Annotated in this window: 12 protein-coding genes, 24 tRNA genes and 1 pseudogene; 7 read left to right on the top strand and 30 right to left on the bottom strand. The window is 61.7% G+C overall.

Translation table 11 applies throughout. The features are described 5' to 3' along the window. Window positions 1-3: 3 nt before the first annotated feature. The 13 genes and pseudogenes from QA643_RS14155 to QA643_RS14095 form a co-directional block, all read right to left on the bottom strand. A tRNA-His gene (locus QA643_RS14155) sits at window positions 4-78 on the bottom strand. Window positions 79-120: 42 nt separating this feature from the next. Further along, window positions 121-195 (bottom strand) — tRNA-Met (locus QA643_RS14150). A gap of 6 nt (window positions 196-201) precedes the next feature. Beyond that, window positions 202-278 (bottom strand) — tRNA-Gln (locus QA643_RS14145). A 20-nt stretch (window positions 279-298) separates the two neighbouring features. After that, window positions 299-375: transfer RNA gene (locus QA643_RS14140), tRNA-Glu, on the bottom strand. A gap of 1 nt (window position 376) precedes the next feature. Further along, a tRNA-Gly gene (locus QA643_RS14135) sits at window positions 377-450 on the bottom strand. Between the two features lie 47 nt (window positions 451-497). After that, window positions 498-585: transfer RNA gene (locus QA643_RS14130), tRNA-Ser, on the bottom strand. A 14-nt stretch (window positions 586-599) separates the two neighbouring features. Then, a tRNA-Arg gene (locus tag QA643_RS14125) sits at window positions 600-675 on the bottom strand. 4 nt (window positions 676-679) lie between these two features. Then, window positions 680-754: transfer RNA gene (locus QA643_RS14120), tRNA-Cys, on the bottom strand. A gap of 4 nt (window positions 755-758) precedes the next feature. Further along, window positions 759-832, bottom strand: a tRNA-Gln gene (locus QA643_RS14115). A gap of 4 nt (window positions 833-836) precedes the next feature. Further along, window positions 837-915: transfer RNA gene (locus QA643_RS14110), tRNA-Pro, on the bottom strand. 8 nt (window positions 916-923) lie between these two features. Beyond that, a tRNA-Arg gene (locus tag QA643_RS14105) sits at window positions 924-1,000 on the bottom strand. A 7-nt stretch (window positions 1,001-1,007) separates the two neighbouring features. Next, window positions 1,008-1,082 (bottom strand) — tRNA-Glu (locus tag QA643_RS14100). Window positions 1,083-1,111: 29 nt separating this feature from the next. Beyond that, window positions 1,112-1,298 (bottom strand): annotated as a pseudogene (locus tag QA643_RS14095) (LysR family transcriptional regulator); the annotation flags it as partial. 96 nt (window positions 1,299-1,394) lie between these two features. Here QA643_RS14095 and QA643_RS14090 point away from each other — a divergent pair. Continuing rightward, complete coding sequence (locus QA643_RS14090; protein ID WP_283033748.1) at window positions 1,395-2,267, top strand: aldo/keto reductase family oxidoreductase; 873 nt, start codon at window positions 1,395-1,397, stop codon at window positions 2,265-2,267. Between the two features lie 180 nt (window positions 2,268-2,447). After that, a complete protein-coding gene (locus QA643_RS14085; RefSeq protein ID WP_283033747.1) occupies window positions 2,448-2,702 on the top strand; it encodes a hypothetical protein in 255 nt (84 codons plus the stop codon). Window positions 2,703-2,955: 253 nt separating this feature from the next. On the opposite strand, the gene QA643_RS14080 is transcribed toward QA643_RS14085, so the two are convergent. From QA643_RS14080 to QA643_RS14005, 16 genes are all read right to left on the bottom strand, one after another. Then, a tRNA-Phe gene (locus tag QA643_RS14080) sits at window positions 2,956-3,031 on the bottom strand. Between the two features lie 4 nt (window positions 3,032-3,035). Beyond that, a tRNA-Gly gene (locus QA643_RS14075) sits at window positions 3,036-3,109 on the bottom strand. Between the two features lie 5 nt (window positions 3,110-3,114). After that, window positions 3,115-3,199: transfer RNA gene (locus QA643_RS14070), tRNA-Tyr, on the bottom strand. Between the two features lie 348 nt (window positions 3,200-3,547). After that, complete coding sequence (locus tag QA643_RS14065; RefSeq protein ID WP_283033746.1) at window positions 3,548-4,123, bottom strand: DUF1993 domain-containing protein; 576 nt, start codon at window positions 4,121-4,123, stop codon at window positions 3,548-3,550. 340 nt (window positions 4,124-4,463) lie between these two features. Then, a tRNA-Arg gene (locus QA643_RS14060) sits at window positions 4,464-4,539 on the bottom strand. 37 nt (window positions 4,540-4,576) lie between these two features. Further along, entirely contained in the window at window positions 4,577-5,113 is a 537-nt protein-coding gene (locus tag QA643_RS14055; protein WP_283033745.1) for an HNH endonuclease, read from the bottom strand. A gap of 308 nt (window positions 5,114-5,421) precedes the next feature. Beyond that, a tRNA-Asp gene (locus QA643_RS14050) sits at window positions 5,422-5,496 on the bottom strand. A 3-nt stretch (window positions 5,497-5,499) separates the two neighbouring features. Continuing rightward, window positions 5,500-5,582: transfer RNA gene (locus QA643_RS14045), tRNA-Leu, on the bottom strand. A gap of 9 nt (window positions 5,583-5,591) precedes the next feature. Beyond that, window positions 5,592-5,675 (bottom strand) — tRNA-Lys (locus tag QA643_RS14040). 71 nt (window positions 5,676-5,746) lie between these two features. Next, on the bottom strand, window positions 5,747-5,905 hold the full coding sequence (locus tag QA643_RS14035) for a hypothetical protein (RefSeq protein ID WP_283033744.1): 159 nt from the start codon (window positions 5,903-5,905) through the stop codon (window positions 5,747-5,749). An 18-nt stretch (window positions 5,906-5,923) separates the two neighbouring features. After that, a tRNA-Ile gene (locus QA643_RS14030) sits at window positions 5,924-5,997 on the bottom strand. Window positions 5,998-6,003: 6 nt separating this feature from the next. Next, window positions 6,004-6,080, bottom strand: a tRNA-Val gene (locus QA643_RS14025). A gap of 4 nt (window positions 6,081-6,084) precedes the next feature. Beyond that, window positions 6,085-6,159 (bottom strand) — tRNA-Val (locus QA643_RS14020). A gap of 23 nt (window positions 6,160-6,182) precedes the next feature. Further along, window positions 6,183-6,259 (bottom strand) — tRNA-Leu (locus QA643_RS14015). Window positions 6,260-6,465: 206 nt separating this feature from the next. Then, window positions 6,466-6,540 (bottom strand) — tRNA-Thr (locus QA643_RS14010). 152 nt (window positions 6,541-6,692) lie between these two features. Continuing rightward, the gene (locus QA643_RS14005) at window positions 6,693-6,893 is read right to left on the bottom strand and encodes a hypothetical protein (RefSeq protein WP_283033743.1); all 201 of its coding nucleotides are present in this window, start codon (window positions 6,891-6,893) and stop codon (window positions 6,693-6,695) included. 796 nt (window positions 6,894-7,689) lie between these two features. On the opposite strand from QA643_RS14005, the gene QA643_RS14000 reads away from it, so the two are divergent. The 3 genes from QA643_RS14000 to upp all read left to right on the top strand — a co-directional run bounded on the left by QA643_RS14000 (window position 7,690) and on the right by upp (window position 10,945). Next, a complete protein-coding gene (locus QA643_RS14000) occupies window positions 7,690-8,940 on the top strand; it encodes a GTP cyclohydrolase II (RefSeq protein WP_283033742.1) in 1,251 nt (416 codons plus the stop codon). Between the two features lie 92 nt (window positions 8,941-9,032). Beyond that, window positions 9,033-10,199, top strand: a complete 1,167-nt coding sequence (locus tag QA643_RS13995; RefSeq protein ID WP_283034800.1) for a URC4/urg3 family protein — start codon at window positions 9,033-9,035, stop codon at window positions 10,197-10,199. Window positions 10,200-10,315: 116 nt separating this feature from the next. Then, window positions 10,316-10,945, top strand: coding sequence for a uracil phosphoribosyltransferase (gene upp, locus QA643_RS13990; protein WP_283033741.1), 630 nt, complete (start codon window positions 10,316-10,318; stop codon window positions 10,943-10,945). A gap of 135 nt (window positions 10,946-11,080) precedes the next feature. On the opposite strand, the gene QA643_RS13985 is transcribed toward upp, so the two are convergent. Further along, the gene (locus QA643_RS13985) at window positions 11,081-11,512 is read right to left on the bottom strand and encodes a hypothetical protein (protein ID WP_283033740.1); all 432 of its coding nucleotides are present in this window, start codon (window positions 11,510-11,512) and stop codon (window positions 11,081-11,083) included. 280 nt (window positions 11,513-11,792) lie between these two features. Between QA643_RS13985 and QA643_RS13980 the strand changes: the two genes are divergently transcribed. Beyond that, window positions 11,793-12,521: a DUF4908 domain-containing protein gene (locus QA643_RS13980; protein WP_283033739.1), complete on the top strand. Its 729-nt coding sequence runs from the start codon at window positions 11,793-11,795 to the stop codon at window positions 12,519-12,521. Between the two features lie 156 nt (window positions 12,522-12,677). Then, complete coding sequence (locus tag QA643_RS13975) at window positions 12,678-13,112, top strand: hypothetical protein (RefSeq protein ID WP_283033738.1); 435 nt, start codon at window positions 12,678-12,680, stop codon at window positions 13,110-13,112. Window positions 13,113-13,278: the final 166 nt, after the last annotated feature.

The following is a 13,278-nucleotide window of genomic DNA, read 5'->3' as shown; positions in this document are numbered from 1 at the left end:
ATCTGGTCCTGACTGGGAGAATCGAACTCCGCATCTCCTGGTCCACAACCGAGCATCCTGCCATTGAACGAAGTCAGGAAAGATTGAATGGTCACCTGCCGCGTAGCTGGCGACAGGAAATGGTCGCGGGTGCGGGGGTCGAACCCGCCACTCCAGCCTTATGAGAGCCGGCCCCTTCCCTGCCGAGGCCCCGCGAGGAATTGGCAAGCGCGGCAGGACTCGAACCTGCGGTAACCGGAATCAAAATCCGGCGCCTTGGCCAGCTTGGCGACGCGCCCAAAGATCTGGTCTTGTAATTTGGTCCTGCCAACGGGAGTTCAACCCGTGAAGTCCAGCGTTGAAAGCGCTGTGCCCTTGGCACCAGGCGATGGCAGGTTGGCGCGGGCGGCCGGGATCGAACCGGCACCTCCCGTTTGGAAGACAGGCACGCAGCCCACTACGCCAGCCCGCAAATAGCCGCTTCGATCGCGACGGGCCCGCCCGTGGCGTTCGTAGGATGGCGGAGAGTACAGGGATCGAACCTGTGCGTCCCGTGAGGACTCGACGCGTTAGCACCGCGTTGCCTTGCCGCTCGGCCAACTCTCCAATTCAGATGGTGATGGCGCGCTCGGCTGGACTCGAACCAGCATAGGGCCGTTTAGAAGACGGCTGACCATCCAGTTGGTCCACGAGCACATGTTGGAGGCCCCGGCCGGTGCTGCCCCGGCTCATAGCGGTTTTGCAGACCGCCGCGTTCCTGTTTCGCCACAGGGCCGAATTGGCAGCGCGCACAGGAATCGAACCTGTCTGAACGGATTCAGAATCCGTCACCTAACCGATCGGTCAGCGCGCGATGATGGTCAGCGTGGGTGGATTCGAACCACCGATCCCCTGCTTCCAAGGCAGGTAGGGACGGCCAGGCTCCCCTACACGCTGATGATGATTGGCCTTCCCGGCAGGACTCGAACCTGCATACCTTCGCGTTCGTAGCGCGCTACTCATCCAGTTGAGCTACGGGAAGTTGGATATGGTACTGCCAGCGGGACTCGAACCCGCGCCGACCGGCTGAGAACCGGGTGTCCTTGCCGCTAGACGATGGCAGGAAGTCGACAGTCAGTCCTCGAAAGAGGGGCCCCGCCTCGGTGGGCACCACGGTCCGCGTCGTTCGTTCAACAACCTGACGCCGAGTTGCGCTTCCAGCCTGGTTACCGCTTCGCTGAGTCCTGGCGCACTGGCCCGCTCGACCGAGCTCCGTCGCGGAAGCCTCCGGCCCACGCGACAGTCACAAAAGCGTTCAGTTCACCCAGATCGATTTTCACTGTTCGCCTCTCCGAACGACCCGTTCGGATTGTACCCAGTTATCGAGCACGCGGGCAACGTCTACCTACCGACCATCGGTTTTATGGAGATGACCTATGCCCAACACCGCCACGACTGCCAGCTTTGACCTCGGAGACCGCCGCGTGAAGCGGCTTGGCTACGGTGCCATGCAGCTTGCTGGCCCCCACGTGTTCGGTCCGCCCAAGGATCGCGCCGCGGCATTGGCTGTGCTGCGAGCGGCCATCGCATCGGGCGTGAACCATATCGACACCGCCGACTTCTACGGCCCGCATGTCACAAACCAGTTGATCCGTGAGGCGCTGCACCCCTACCCCAAGGATCTCGTCATCGACACCAAAATCGGGGCTCGGCGTGGCGCGGACGCTTCATGGAATCCGGCCTTCTCGCGCGAAGAGCTCACCCAGGCGGTCCACGACAATCTGAGCAATCTCGGGGTCGACGCACTCGATGTCGTCAACTTTCGCGTCATGATCGACCGGCATGGTCCGGCCGAGGGCTCGATCGAAGCGCCGCTGAACGTCTTGGCGGATCTGCAACGTCAGGGCCTGATAAGGCATATTGGACTGAGCAACGTGACCGCCACGCAGGTCGCGGAAGGACGCAAGATTTGCAAGATCGTCTGCGTGCAGAACCAATACAATCTGGCCCACAGGTCTGACGACTCCTTGATCGACGACCTTGCCCGGGACGGCATCGCCTACGTGCCGTTCTTTCCGCTCGGCGGGTTCACTCCCCTGCAATCGTCCACTCTAACCGATGTCGCTGCTCGCCTCGGTGCAACACCCATGCAGGTAGCGCTTTCCTGGCTGCTTCGACGCGCGCCCAACATCCTCCCTATCCCCGGCACCTCGTCCGTCGTGCATCTGCGCGAGAATCTCGCCGCAGCCGAACTCGATTTACCGGACGATGCAATGGACGAGCTAAATGGCCTTGCCGGCAGCATGTAGGATGGGTTGAGCCCTTGCGAAACCCATCGCTCTGTGAGCGGCGCTTTGATGGGTTTCGCAAGGGCTCAACCCATCCTACGAGCTATATCGCGGCTCAGATCAAGTCGTGGTCTCATCGCAAGGACGCGGTGACCGACGAGGCGATCTCCGAATACGCCTCGCATTACGCAAAGCCGGGGGATGACGGCCGGGTTCAACCTTTATCCGGCGCTCAAGGCCGACGCCGCCCTGGTGGCTTCGTTAATTGATCGCCGGCTTATCATGCCGGTGATGACGATCGGTGGTCGCCACAGCGTCGGCGACAAGCTCGCCCAGCAACTCGCGCCGCGATGCGACCGACATGTGGGCGTCGTCGTCGAGGACAGCGGTCACTTCGTTGCTGACGAAGCTGAGAGTACGTTCTGCGACCACATCGTCCGGTTCCTTGGCGCCTAAGCCCTTGACGAGCTAGATCAGACCGGGTCACGGCGCATGCTCGTCACCGCTTCGAGCGCAAGAAACAGCAGGTTTGGAGTGTCCAGTTCCGAAGTGGCTCCCGCCGCACAATTCGAACGTGCCTTCCTCCGTTAACAGCGGAGCGCCCTCACCGAGATGGCTCGACGGGAATGAGATGGTGGAGCAACGGAGAGTCGAACTCCGGACGTCGATCTTGCAAGGATCAACTGCAGCCCGCTGCCTGCCCCGAAAATGGTGCCCAGCGCCAGATTTGAACTGGCCTCCTGCGTTCTTCAAACGCGTGCAATCACCAGATTTGCTAACTGGGCTGGATGGCGCGGACGTCGGTAATCGAAACCGAATCTCCTGAGTGGCACTCAGGTGCTCGACCTTCCAGCTACGTCCGCATTGATGGTGGGTAACCCTGGAATCGAACCAGGCAGGCACAAAGGCGCAGGCTTTACAGGCCCGCTCAGTCCCCAGACTTGACGTTACCCAGATTGGTTGCAGGCCCCGGGGGTGCACCGGGCTCAACGCGGCTTATGAGACCGCATGGATGCCTAACCGATCTGCCTGCGATAAAGAGTGCCAAGGCTGCAAACTCCTCGGCGGCGCCGGCGTACATCCGGCCTGGCGCGATCGTTGCCCTGGTTGGCCCGAGACCAGGGCGTACTTATGAATGACCGGATGGGACGACCGCTTCCGGGAGCACAGCAGACCAGTTGCGCTCAATGTGAGCTTTCGGATTTTGACCCGGAGCGGGCATCTATGGGCGCATGCCGTCGGCAAGATGCATGGTCTGATAGCCGACTACTCGCCTCCATTAGAGTGCATGCGCCGGTGGCTTAGACCGGTCTGGTGCGCAACTGTCCCTGGAAATGATATTTTCCAAGCGGCACGCCCCGCGTGCGCAGGATGTTGTACGCGGTCACAGCATGGAAATAGAAGTTGGGTAGTGAGTACGAGAGGAGGAAAGTCTCTGGCGTGAGGGCCAATATCCGCGGGACCCAGCCCGAAGTTGTGGGATTGTCCACGTCGAGCGGCTGATAGATTTCGATATCCAGATTCTTGCCGGACCAACTATTGACCTCATCGGAAGAGAACGCTTCCAGCGCCACTATTGCGTGGCCGACCATCGTTCGTAGGTCGGCAAACGGCATCACGCCGACCAGCGGCGGTGGGGCGAACACGCCGGTCTTCACAGCCTCCATCCCCCATACTGCATGATGCGTCAGGGCTTCGATCTGGAAGTGAAAAGGTGCCATATCGGGGAAGAGGCGAGCCTTCACAACTTCTTCCAGGCCAGCCCCGGTCTCGGCGCAATGTGTGGTCGTGCGATCGAGAAAGCCTCCGACGGCCCTTGCGGTCTGCAGGAAGGTCGGAACGCTGAGGTCGTAGAGTGATGTCGCAAGCTGTGCCATGATGAAATTGTATCATAGAGCGGACAACTTAACACCAGCTGCTGGCTCTCGCGCCGACGCACCCTCTTGGCCCGCAACGGACATCCCGGCTTGTCTACTTTTGGGCCGCTATCAGCGTACAAGCGGACCTCAAGCTCTCCGCCAGCTTTGGTCTAAATTGGCGGAGAGCCGAGGACCTGAGCCTCACACCTTGCGGTGCCATCGGTGTTCGAAGCCGTGCCGGCGCGCCTGTCCGGTTGACTCTCCAAGGTGGCGGACAGCGGAGGCCCTGATCCCCAGCGCCGAAGGGCCCACTCGACTTCCAATCGAGGCCGGCGGCGCGCCGGTTCACTGTCCGGATTGGCCACCACGACAGGACTCGAACCTGCATCCTCGACCTTCGGAGGGTCGTACTCATCCAGTTGAGCTACGTGGTGATGCTACGCCGGCGGCGGCAACTCGCCGCAGGCGCCGTTACTCCTCGAGCTCGACATCCCAGTACAGATAGTCGCGCCAGGTCTCGTGCAGAAAGTTCGGCGGAAACAGACGCTGCGCCGCCATCAGGTCGTGCTGCGTCGGCTCGAACGGCCTGCGCAGCGGCTTGAGGTGGAGGCGGTCCTTGCGCGTGTTGCAGGGGCTGCAGGCCGCCACGATGTTGGTCCAGGAGGTCTGGCCGCCGTCGGCCCGCGGCACGACGTGGTCGAACGTCAGTTCGCCGCGCAGATGCTGGTCGCCGCAATACTGGCAGCGGAAGCGATCGCGGAGAAAGACGTTGAACCGCGTGAAGGCGACGCGAACCGGTGGCCGCACATACTCGCGCAGCGCGATGACCGACGGCAGCCGCATCACCGTCGAGGGGCTGCGGACCACTTCGTCGTATTCCGCGACGACGACATGCGATCCCTTCACGACCGCCTTGACGGCGTCCTCCCAGCCAAACAGCGACAAGGGGAAGTAGCTGAGCGGCTGGAAGTCGGCGTTGAGGACAAGAACCGGGTTTGCTGTAAACATTGCCCTCTCCTCTCTTTGGCGGTGGTGGGCGCCACCGGACTTGAACCGATATTGGGACCGCTATGAGCAGCCGGCTCTACCGTTGAGCGTGATGATTTTGATTAGATCGGTTTGGCCGCGCACGGTGCTTCACCTCTCCCGCTTGCGGGGGAGGTCGGATCGCATCGGAAGATGCGATCCGGGTGGGGGCTCTCTCCACTCGGGCAGTGTCGCTCGTGGAGATACCCCCACCCCAACCCTCCCGCGCAAGCGGGAGAGGGAGCGTACCTTCTTCGTGGTCGCAGTTGGACTAAGCTACATCCTGGAATTGGCGCCCATGACGAGGATCGAACTCGCCTTCCCGGATCGACAATCCGGTCCCTTCGCCAGATGGGAACATGGGCAATTGGTGCGCTCGGCCGGGATCGAACCGGCATGGTCTCCCACCGCCCTCTCAAGACGGCGCGTCTACCAGTTTCGCCACGAGCGCGCTGTGGTTTGGAGGACCTGGTCGGACTCGAACCGACGATGCTTTCGCGACGGATTAAGAATCCGCTCCCTTGGCCGCTGGGGGCACAGGTCCGCTGTGGAGGATCCGGGTGGTTTCGAACCACGTGCGCACGGGTTAACAATCCGCTCCATCTCCATTCAGGTTTAACGCTCCGGATCCATCGGCTTGATGGGTGCGGCGGCCAGCCGCCCCGGTTTGATGTGGCGCGCCATGATGGCCTCGCCCCTCGCCTTTGGCCGCGCAAGCGCGGCCTGGCTCTCGGCGGAGAGACGGTGAACGCCGGCGGCTAAGTTCTCGCTCATGATGACCTCCCATGCTGTTGGTCCTCCCGTGATGAATCGAACATCCGTCGATCGCTTATCAAGCGATTGCTCTGCCACTGAGCTACGAGAGGAATTGATGGTGCGTCCGGCAGGCTCTGCCCCTGCCACCTCCGCCATGTCACAGCGGCGCTCTCCTCAAATGAGCTACGGACGCGAATTGGTGCACGCTGGCCGGATCGAACGGCCGACATCCTGCATGTGAAGCAGGCGCTCTCCCGCTGAGCTAAGCGCGCATTAAGGCATTGAATTGCAATGCTGGTGCTCCACGACGGATTCGAACCGCCAACGCACGGATTCTAAGTCCGTCGCCTCTACCGGTTGGGCTAGTGGAGCGAAATGAGGATTTTTCGTCGGCAAGCGCGACGGAAGCGCCTGCCGTTGCGAGGCGACGGGAGCGCACACGATTTCGGAATAATCGAAAAATGCCCCTGATTTGCCCGACGTGTCAAGTTGCTTTGGCGAATGCCGGCGGTGACCTGCTACTTTGCATGGGGTTGTTTTCGATATTTTTGGGGAGAGCGCCTCAAGCTAGGGGGCGATGGTGCCGGCGGAGAGGATCGAACTCCCGACCTTCGCTTTACGAAAGCGCCGCACTTCCGCTGTGCTACGCCGGCGTGAAATCTACAAACGGCCGGGGAAAGCCCGGCCAAAAAAAAGCGATCGCTGCCTGAAACCACCGTTTGCCGCTCCACTGAAGGAGACCGGTACCGGTCAGCGGATCGCCTTATGTCCTTGCAGGGGCGATCGTCCTGTATTCGAAATCACTTCACGTCATCTCGCGGCAGCCCCGGTGACATGCCGGCCGAGGCCGGTTGATGTAGTCGAGGTAAATCTGGCGGGCTTCGGTCTCGGAAATGCCGCGGCGCGCCACGACGGTGCGCACGAAGGCGAGCATGACCGGCGAGGAGAAATTCTTCTCGCGGGTACGCTTCTCGAGTCCGTTCTTGGTGGTGCCGTTGCGGGCCATGTTGCCCTCCGCCTGTTTGGCAGAGGGTGGATTCCCGCTGCCTGTTAAGTTCTGCCTGCTATCCTGCCGGTCCCGAGATAATCGGGCTTGGTCAGATAGCTCGGACCTTGTTCCGTCGCGGACATGCACGACCAATCGCACGGCCGATTAAACGGCAGCGCGGCGGCGGCTTTCGCGACGATATGTGAGCGCAATCGCAACACGGTTTCGGTCCTTGAACAGCGCCGGCGAGATCGACGGCGTTTTGTGGGGCAGCGGTATGCACAGGATTTTGCGAATTCGTCAAGTGCCATCGCGCAACTATTTGCAGCGTGCGCCGCGTCAAAGGCAGCGTTAACGGAAAATTTTTCGCAGCTAATGCGTTGCGACAATGCAGCTATTGGCCGCGTGGCTCGCGCCAAGATCGCGCGTGATGTTTTTCGGCGATCTTCGTTCTGACCTCATCAGCGAGCCAGTTGCCGAACGTCTCACGTAGAGTATTTTCGGCACGCTCGGTCGAATTGAGCCAAGATGCGGACCTGACTTACGCGACGCGTTCCCTGCTGCTGTGTTCACTTCGGTCAGCGGGATAAGACGATTTGGGCCTCTCGTGCGCCGGGCGCGCAAGCGCCGGCAGCGCCGTCCCCGCATTGCAAAAGGTTAACAGCAGGTAGCCGGCGGGTGGCCGAAATCGCCGTTGTGTTCAGCCGGTATCTGATTATACTACTGTCTCAGCCGCAACCGCTGCTGAGATTTCAATATTGGTGACCAGGCCCGTCTGTTCAGGCGGGCCGTCGCCGTTTTGGGGTTCGTGGCGATGACTCGTTCCAATCGGATTGATCATATTCGCATTACGTCGCACCCGGCACCGGGTGCGAAACTCAAATTCCCGATCACCTGGGGCGCGGCCAGCGCCCGCGAGCGCGGGCCCATCATTGGCACGGTGTCACGCCCGGCGGACCGTAACGTGATCGGCACGCATGGCGGGTCCTACTCGGTCTACCGCGCGCTCGCTGTATCATCCGGCGCGCTCGATCCCCTCAAGCGGCCGGATCTGACCAACACCCACCCTGCCGAGCCGATCGGACCGTTTCCGCAATGGGCCGAGCCGCAGCGGATCGTCTCGCTCGATCCATGGGGACATCTTGCCGCCGAAACCTTCGCCAGCGAGATCGCCGAGGGCGTCGACATCCGTCCAAGCATTGCCATCACGCGTGCCCGTCTCGATCTGCCCGAGCTACAGGCCGCGGTCGAAGCCGGACGGCTCAAGCAGGATGGCGACGTCGTGCACAAGAACGGCAGCGTTTCCGTCGTCAAGATTGCGATCGACCCGGTCTGGCATCTGCCTGGCCTCGCGGCACGCTTCGCCACCACCGAGAACAATCTGCGCCGGCAATTGTTCGAGCAGACCGCAGGCATGTTTCCCGAACTGGTGACACGGCCCGACCTGCAGGTCTTCCTGCCGCCGATCGGCGGCACGACGGCCTATCTGTTCGGCGACGTCAGCAAGCTGCCCGACCACACGACCAGGATAACCTGCCGCGTGCACGACGAATGCAACGGCTCCGACGTGTTTGGCTCCGACATCTGCACCTGCCGCCCCTATTTGATTCACGGCATCGAGGAATGCGCACGCGCCGGCCAAGGCGGCGGGCTTGGCATCATCATCTATAATCGCAAGGAAGGCCGCGCGCTCGGCGAAGTCACGAAGTTTCTGGTCTACAACGCCCGCAAGCGCCAGGAAGGCGGCGACGCAGCGGCCCAGTATTTCGAGCGCACCGAATGCGTCGCCGGCGTGCAGGATGCCCGCTTCCAGCAGCTGATGCCGGATGTGGTGCACTGGCTCGGGTTGAAGCGGATCGACCGTTTCGTCTCCATGAGCGACATGAAGTACGACGCGCTGACCGGTCAGGGCATCGAAATCGTCGAGCGTGTGCCCATTCCCGACGATATGATTCCGGCCGACGCGCACGTGGAAATCGCGGCAAAGAAAGCCGCGGGATACTACACGCCCGAGCCGCAGCAGGATCCGGACAACCCGCTCGGTCGTCCGCTCGAAAACTATTGAGAGAGGCGGCGGCCTTGTCCCTTGCCAACCCGGAGGCGTCAGCCGCTTTGACGTTGTTGAGCGCGAAGGCGGTGCGCGAGCGCGCGCATCGCATGCTCGCGATCGGTCTGGACGACCGGCTTCCGAACTTCCGTATTGATCTCGATCGGCTCGACAGCGCCATTGATCTGGTGCTGGAAACAACGCGCCAAGCCTATCCTTCGTTCGATGTGCCGTTTCATTCGCGCTGGCGGCACTTCGTCGCGAACGGTGACAACCGATGGGCTGATGTTGCGGACCGGACCGATTGGTTCGATCGCGCGGCGCGAGCGCGGGCCGAATTCGACCTGGCTATCGTCAGCGTTTTCCTCGATGCCGGTGCTGGCCCATCCTGGCGCTACCGCGATCCCAAAACCGGATCGGCCATCGGCCGATCGGAAGGTCTGGGGCTGGCCAGTCTTGCCATGTTCACCGGCGGCGCATTTTCGGCCGGCCCCCGCGAGCCCTTGCGTGTCGATGCCGACACGCTCAGCAATCTCGGCGTTGCCGACCTCGAGCGCGGCATGCAGGTCTCGGAGGTCAATCCCTTGATCGGGACGGACGGCCGCGCCGACCTGTTGCGTCGCCTCGGCCGGCTGGTCGCCTCGAAACCGGACATCTTCGCCAGCCACGACACGCCGCGGCCCGGCGGCCTGTTCGACCGGCTGGCGACGCTGGCAGAAAATGGAAAGCTGCCCGCCCCCACGATCCTGACGGAACTGCTGCAGCAACTCGGGCCGATCTGGCCATCCCGGCTGACGCTGGGCGGGATCGCGCTCGGCGATTGCTGGCGGCATCCGGCATTGACGACGGCCGACGCAACCAGCGGCCTGGTGCCGCTGCACAAACTCTCGCAATGGCTGGCGTACTCTCTTATCGAGCCGTTGCAGACGTTCGGCATCGACGTGACCGATATCGACGGCCTCACCGGCCTTGCCGAATATCGCAATGGCGGGCTGTTCGTCGATAGCGGCGTGCTCGTGTTTCGCGACGCCGAAGCGGCGCAGCAAGAGCATGAGGTCGCCTCACCGCTTGTCGTGGAATGGCGCGCGCTGACGGTGGCGCTGCTCGACCGCCTCGCCGATGGTGTCCGGCACCGGCTTGGGCAAGATGCGACGTCGATGCCGCTAGCGAAGATCCTCGAGGGCGGCACCTGGGCTGCGGGCCGGCGGCTGGCGCGCGAACGCCGCGCCGACGCGTCGCCCCCGGTGAAGGTCGTCAGCGACGGCACGGTTTTCTAAAGCGCGATGAGATTTGGATGAATCGTCATCGCGCTTTAGGTCTTTGTTTGAGCATGATCTTTTCGGAAAACCGCTTCACACTTTTCCGGATCATGCTCTAGATCCGAGGTCACAACATGGAAGGCGTTACAATCGTTAATCACCCGCTGGTCCAGCACAAGCTGACACTGCTGCGGAAGAAGGATATTTCAACAAAGTCGTTCCGCGAACTCCTCAAGGAGATCGGGATGCTGCTTTGCTACGAGGTCACCCGCGACCTGCCGCTGGCCGATATCGAAATCGAAACGCCGCTCGCGCAGATGAAGTCGCCGCAGATCGCGGGCAAGAAGCTGGTGTTCGCGCCGGTGCTGCGTGCCGGCGTGACGTTTGCGGAAGGCATGCTCGACTTGGTGCCGACCGCGCGCATTGCGCATATCGGCCTTTATCGCGAGCCGGAGACCTTCACGGCGGTGGAGTATTTCTTCAAGGCGCCGAGCGATCTGCATGAGCGCCTGGTGATCGTGATCGCGCCGGTGCTGGCAACGGGGAACGCCGCCGTCGCCGCGGTCGACCGGCTGAAAGAGCGCGGTGCCAACGACATTCGACTGGTCTGTCTCATCGGTGCGCCGGAAGGCGTTGAGCGGATGCGCGGCATTCACCCGGATGTTCCGATCTGGCTTGCCGCGATCGACGAAGGGCTGGACCGCAACGGCTTCATCCTGCCGGGCCTCGGCGATGCCGGCGACCGCGCCTACGGCACGAAGTAGGCTGGCGGCAGATCTGCCACGATAAGCTACGCAACAACGATTTGCCGAAGCGCCCGCATCTTCTCTCGCTTCGATGCGCTTCGCCACCGCAACAGTTCGGACAGATTGAGGGCCGCACAAACATTCCGTGGACGCTCACAGATTGTTTTGCAGATATTCGAACACATAGTCCGCATCGTTGCTCGAGTTGAAATTCACCTCATAGTCGATCGTACCATCCTTGATGACAACCGTTCGCTTCGGCCCAAAACTACAGGTCAGGCTTTTGACCTTCTGTTTGACGGCTTCCTTGCCGGCCTGGGAGTCGCAGACGCGCCGCATAGCCTCGAGCGCTGCGCCGCAGTAGCCGTAAGCACTGTAGATTTTCCGCTCCTCCGGCGCCGGCGGCTTCGACCAGTCAAACTTCGCCGTTAGACCGTTGCCGCACCGCTCGTTCGTGGTGGTGACCTCTCCCGCGAGATATTTCTCCTGGTCCGCGAAATACTCCTTGTCCTTCAACGATTGTGCAAACGCGATCGAGGAGATGATCGAGAGCCCGACGAGGGCGATACCGACGTGGAAATTCATGACGGATAACTCCGAATGAGATGATCATGCGCGTCCCGCGCGTGCACCGTGTCGGGCCATTGCGGCCGACCTAGGGATTGACGGACAGCGATCGTGATTTTTCCGGCGCCATTGCGGCACCTGGGCGCGGTGCGTCCTGATCGAAATATTCTAGAACAATAAATGCGCTCCGCTCAACGTCGGCATCGGCCGCAAAAACTCCGTATTTGTTTCTCATCTCTCGCCGCGCTCATCAACGATACCGCATCCCGCGGATTGTCGTGATGCTGTGAGGTCTGCCATGTCCGGACGTTTCCGAGCGGCCGTCGTCGGTGCTGCCCTCAGCTTGATTGCGGGTCATGACGTTCTCGCCGCGGAGACAGGTCCGCCGCTCCGCATCGGGCATTACAGCAGCGGCAACGGATTGATCGGCTTGGTGATCGACCGCATGGGCACACCGGTCAAGGTGCGCTTCGACGGCTCTGAAGAAATCCTGGCCTTGACCGCCGAGCAGGCGCCATACAATTCGATCGCGCTCAAGCGCGACGACGGCGTCTCGGTTCTTCGGATCTACGAAACGGGGCGGATCCTGATATTCAGCGACAAATTGCCAGATGGTTCGGCCGATGCGTATCGCGACCAGGACGCCGAGCCGCTCGTTGTGAAAAAGGCAACGAAAGAGCAGGCCGAGACCGAGGCTGAGTCGCTTGGGCGCAAGCTCAGGCGCGCGGGCGCTCCCGCGCTTGCGATATCGCTCGACGCGCCGCGCCTTTCCGCCGACGCCGCCGAATGGTCCGCCATGGCAGACGCCATCGCCGTCACCGGAATAACCCTGGCTGAGATGCTCACCTCGCCGATCGCACGTGAGGTCATCGCCGCCAAACTGCGGCGCGTCGTCATCCGCGACGCCGATCAGGCCGACGTCAAGCTGGCAGACGACACGTTGATCGTAGAGGTCGAAGCCAAGGCGGCGGTCACGGGTAGGCCGTCCTCGGCACGCCTCAGGTCCGCGATCGGCGATCTCCTTTAGCCGGATCTTTGGCTGGGCACGTATCGACGACAACTCGCGTGAAGAAAAATGCCCACCCGTCCGTCTCTCTATCGTGATGCGGTGGCGGCGGCCGAGGTCCGTTTCGAAATCTCACCGCAATATCTGCACTGTTTTGTCATGAAAGAGAGGAATCCAATGTCAGGTCTGATTACTGGGCTGGTTTTGCTCGCGCTCGGCGCTCTGGCGGCCGCTTCGAGCATCGTCGCGAGGCGTCCGGACGCGAAGGAATATATCGATATGATGGTCCCCTACCAGGGATGGTTCGGATTCATAACCTGCCTGTGGGGCGCCTGGATCATCATCAGCGCAGTCCTCAACCTGAATTGGTTCACCTACGTGCCGGTCTGGTGGTTGACCTACCTGGCGACCGGCCTGCTGAACGCGTCGCTCGGCCTGCTGCTCGGCTACGCGCTGCTGACCAAGCACATTTTCAACCACAACGCCAAGGCGGCAGAGCGCGGTGAGCAGATCAGAGCCATCATCGTGCCCTATCAGACCGTGCTCGGCTATGTCGCAATCGGCCTCGGCTTGTGGACGATCGCCGCCACGTTCCTCTACCGTATCGCCTAGGGCACGATCCGGAAAACCATCCCCTCAGGCCACGCCCCGACGGGAGCACACCGAATTTCCAAAAAGACCATACTGAACAACGAGCTAAGGCGCGATGACAATTCATCTTGAACTCATCGCGCCCCAGCAGGTCGCTGAAAAATTATGCTGGGCGTGAACGAACCGC

The organism is Bradyrhizobium sp. CB3481 (assembly GCF_029714305.1).
Lineage (GTDB): Bacteria > Pseudomonadota > Alphaproteobacteria > Rhizobiales > Xanthobacteraceae > Bradyrhizobium.
The sequence above is the reverse complement of the archived record's forward strand: the minus strand, read 5'-3'. Positions and strand labels throughout refer to the sequence as shown.

Excerpts from the sequence above, each read along its gene's own strand:
- QA643_RS14005 (WP_283033743.1), bottom strand. The coding sequence starts at position 6,893 with ATGGCCCGCAACGGCACCACCAAGAACGGACTCGAGAAGCGTACCCGC.
- QA643_RS14055 (WP_283033745.1), bottom strand. The coding sequence starts at position 5,113 with ATGTTTACAGCAAACCCGGTTCTTGTCCTCAACGCCGACTTCCAGCCG.
- QA643_RS13980 (WP_283033739.1), top strand. The coding sequence starts at position 11,793 with ATGTCCGGACGTTTCCGAGCGGCCGTCGTCGGTGCTGCCCTCAGCTTG.
- QA643_RS14085 (WP_283033747.1), top strand. The coding sequence starts at position 2,448 with ATGACGGCCGGGTTCAACCTTTATCCGGCGCTCAAGGCCGACGCCGCC.
- QA643_RS14000 (WP_283033742.1), top strand. The coding sequence starts at position 7,690 with ATGACTCGTTCCAATCGGATTGATCATATTCGCATTACGTCGCACCCG.
- QA643_RS14065 (WP_283033746.1), bottom strand. The coding sequence starts at position 4,123 with ATGGCACAGCTTGCGACATCACTCTACGACCTCAGCGTTCCGACCTTC.
- upp (WP_283033741.1), top strand. The coding sequence starts at position 10,316 with ATGGAAGGCGTTACAATCGTTAATCACCCGCTGGTCCAGCACAAGCTG.
- QA643_RS14035 (WP_283033744.1), bottom strand. The coding sequence starts at position 5,905 with ATGAGCGAGAACTTAGCCGCCGGCGTTCACCGTCTCTCCGCCGAGAGC.
- QA643_RS14090 (WP_283033748.1), top strand. The coding sequence starts at position 1,395 with ATGCCCAACACCGCCACGACTGCCAGCTTTGACCTCGGAGACCGCCGC.
- QA643_RS13995 (WP_283034800.1), top strand. The coding sequence starts at position 9,033 with ATGCTCGCGATCGGTCTGGACGACCGGCTTCCGAACTTCCGTATTGAT.
- QA643_RS13985 (WP_283033740.1), bottom strand. The coding sequence starts at position 11,512 with ATGAATTTCCACGTCGGTATCGCCCTCGTCGGGCTCTCGATCATCTCC.
- QA643_RS13975 (WP_283033738.1), top strand. The coding sequence starts at position 12,678 with ATGTCAGGTCTGATTACTGGGCTGGTTTTGCTCGCGCTCGGCGCTCTG.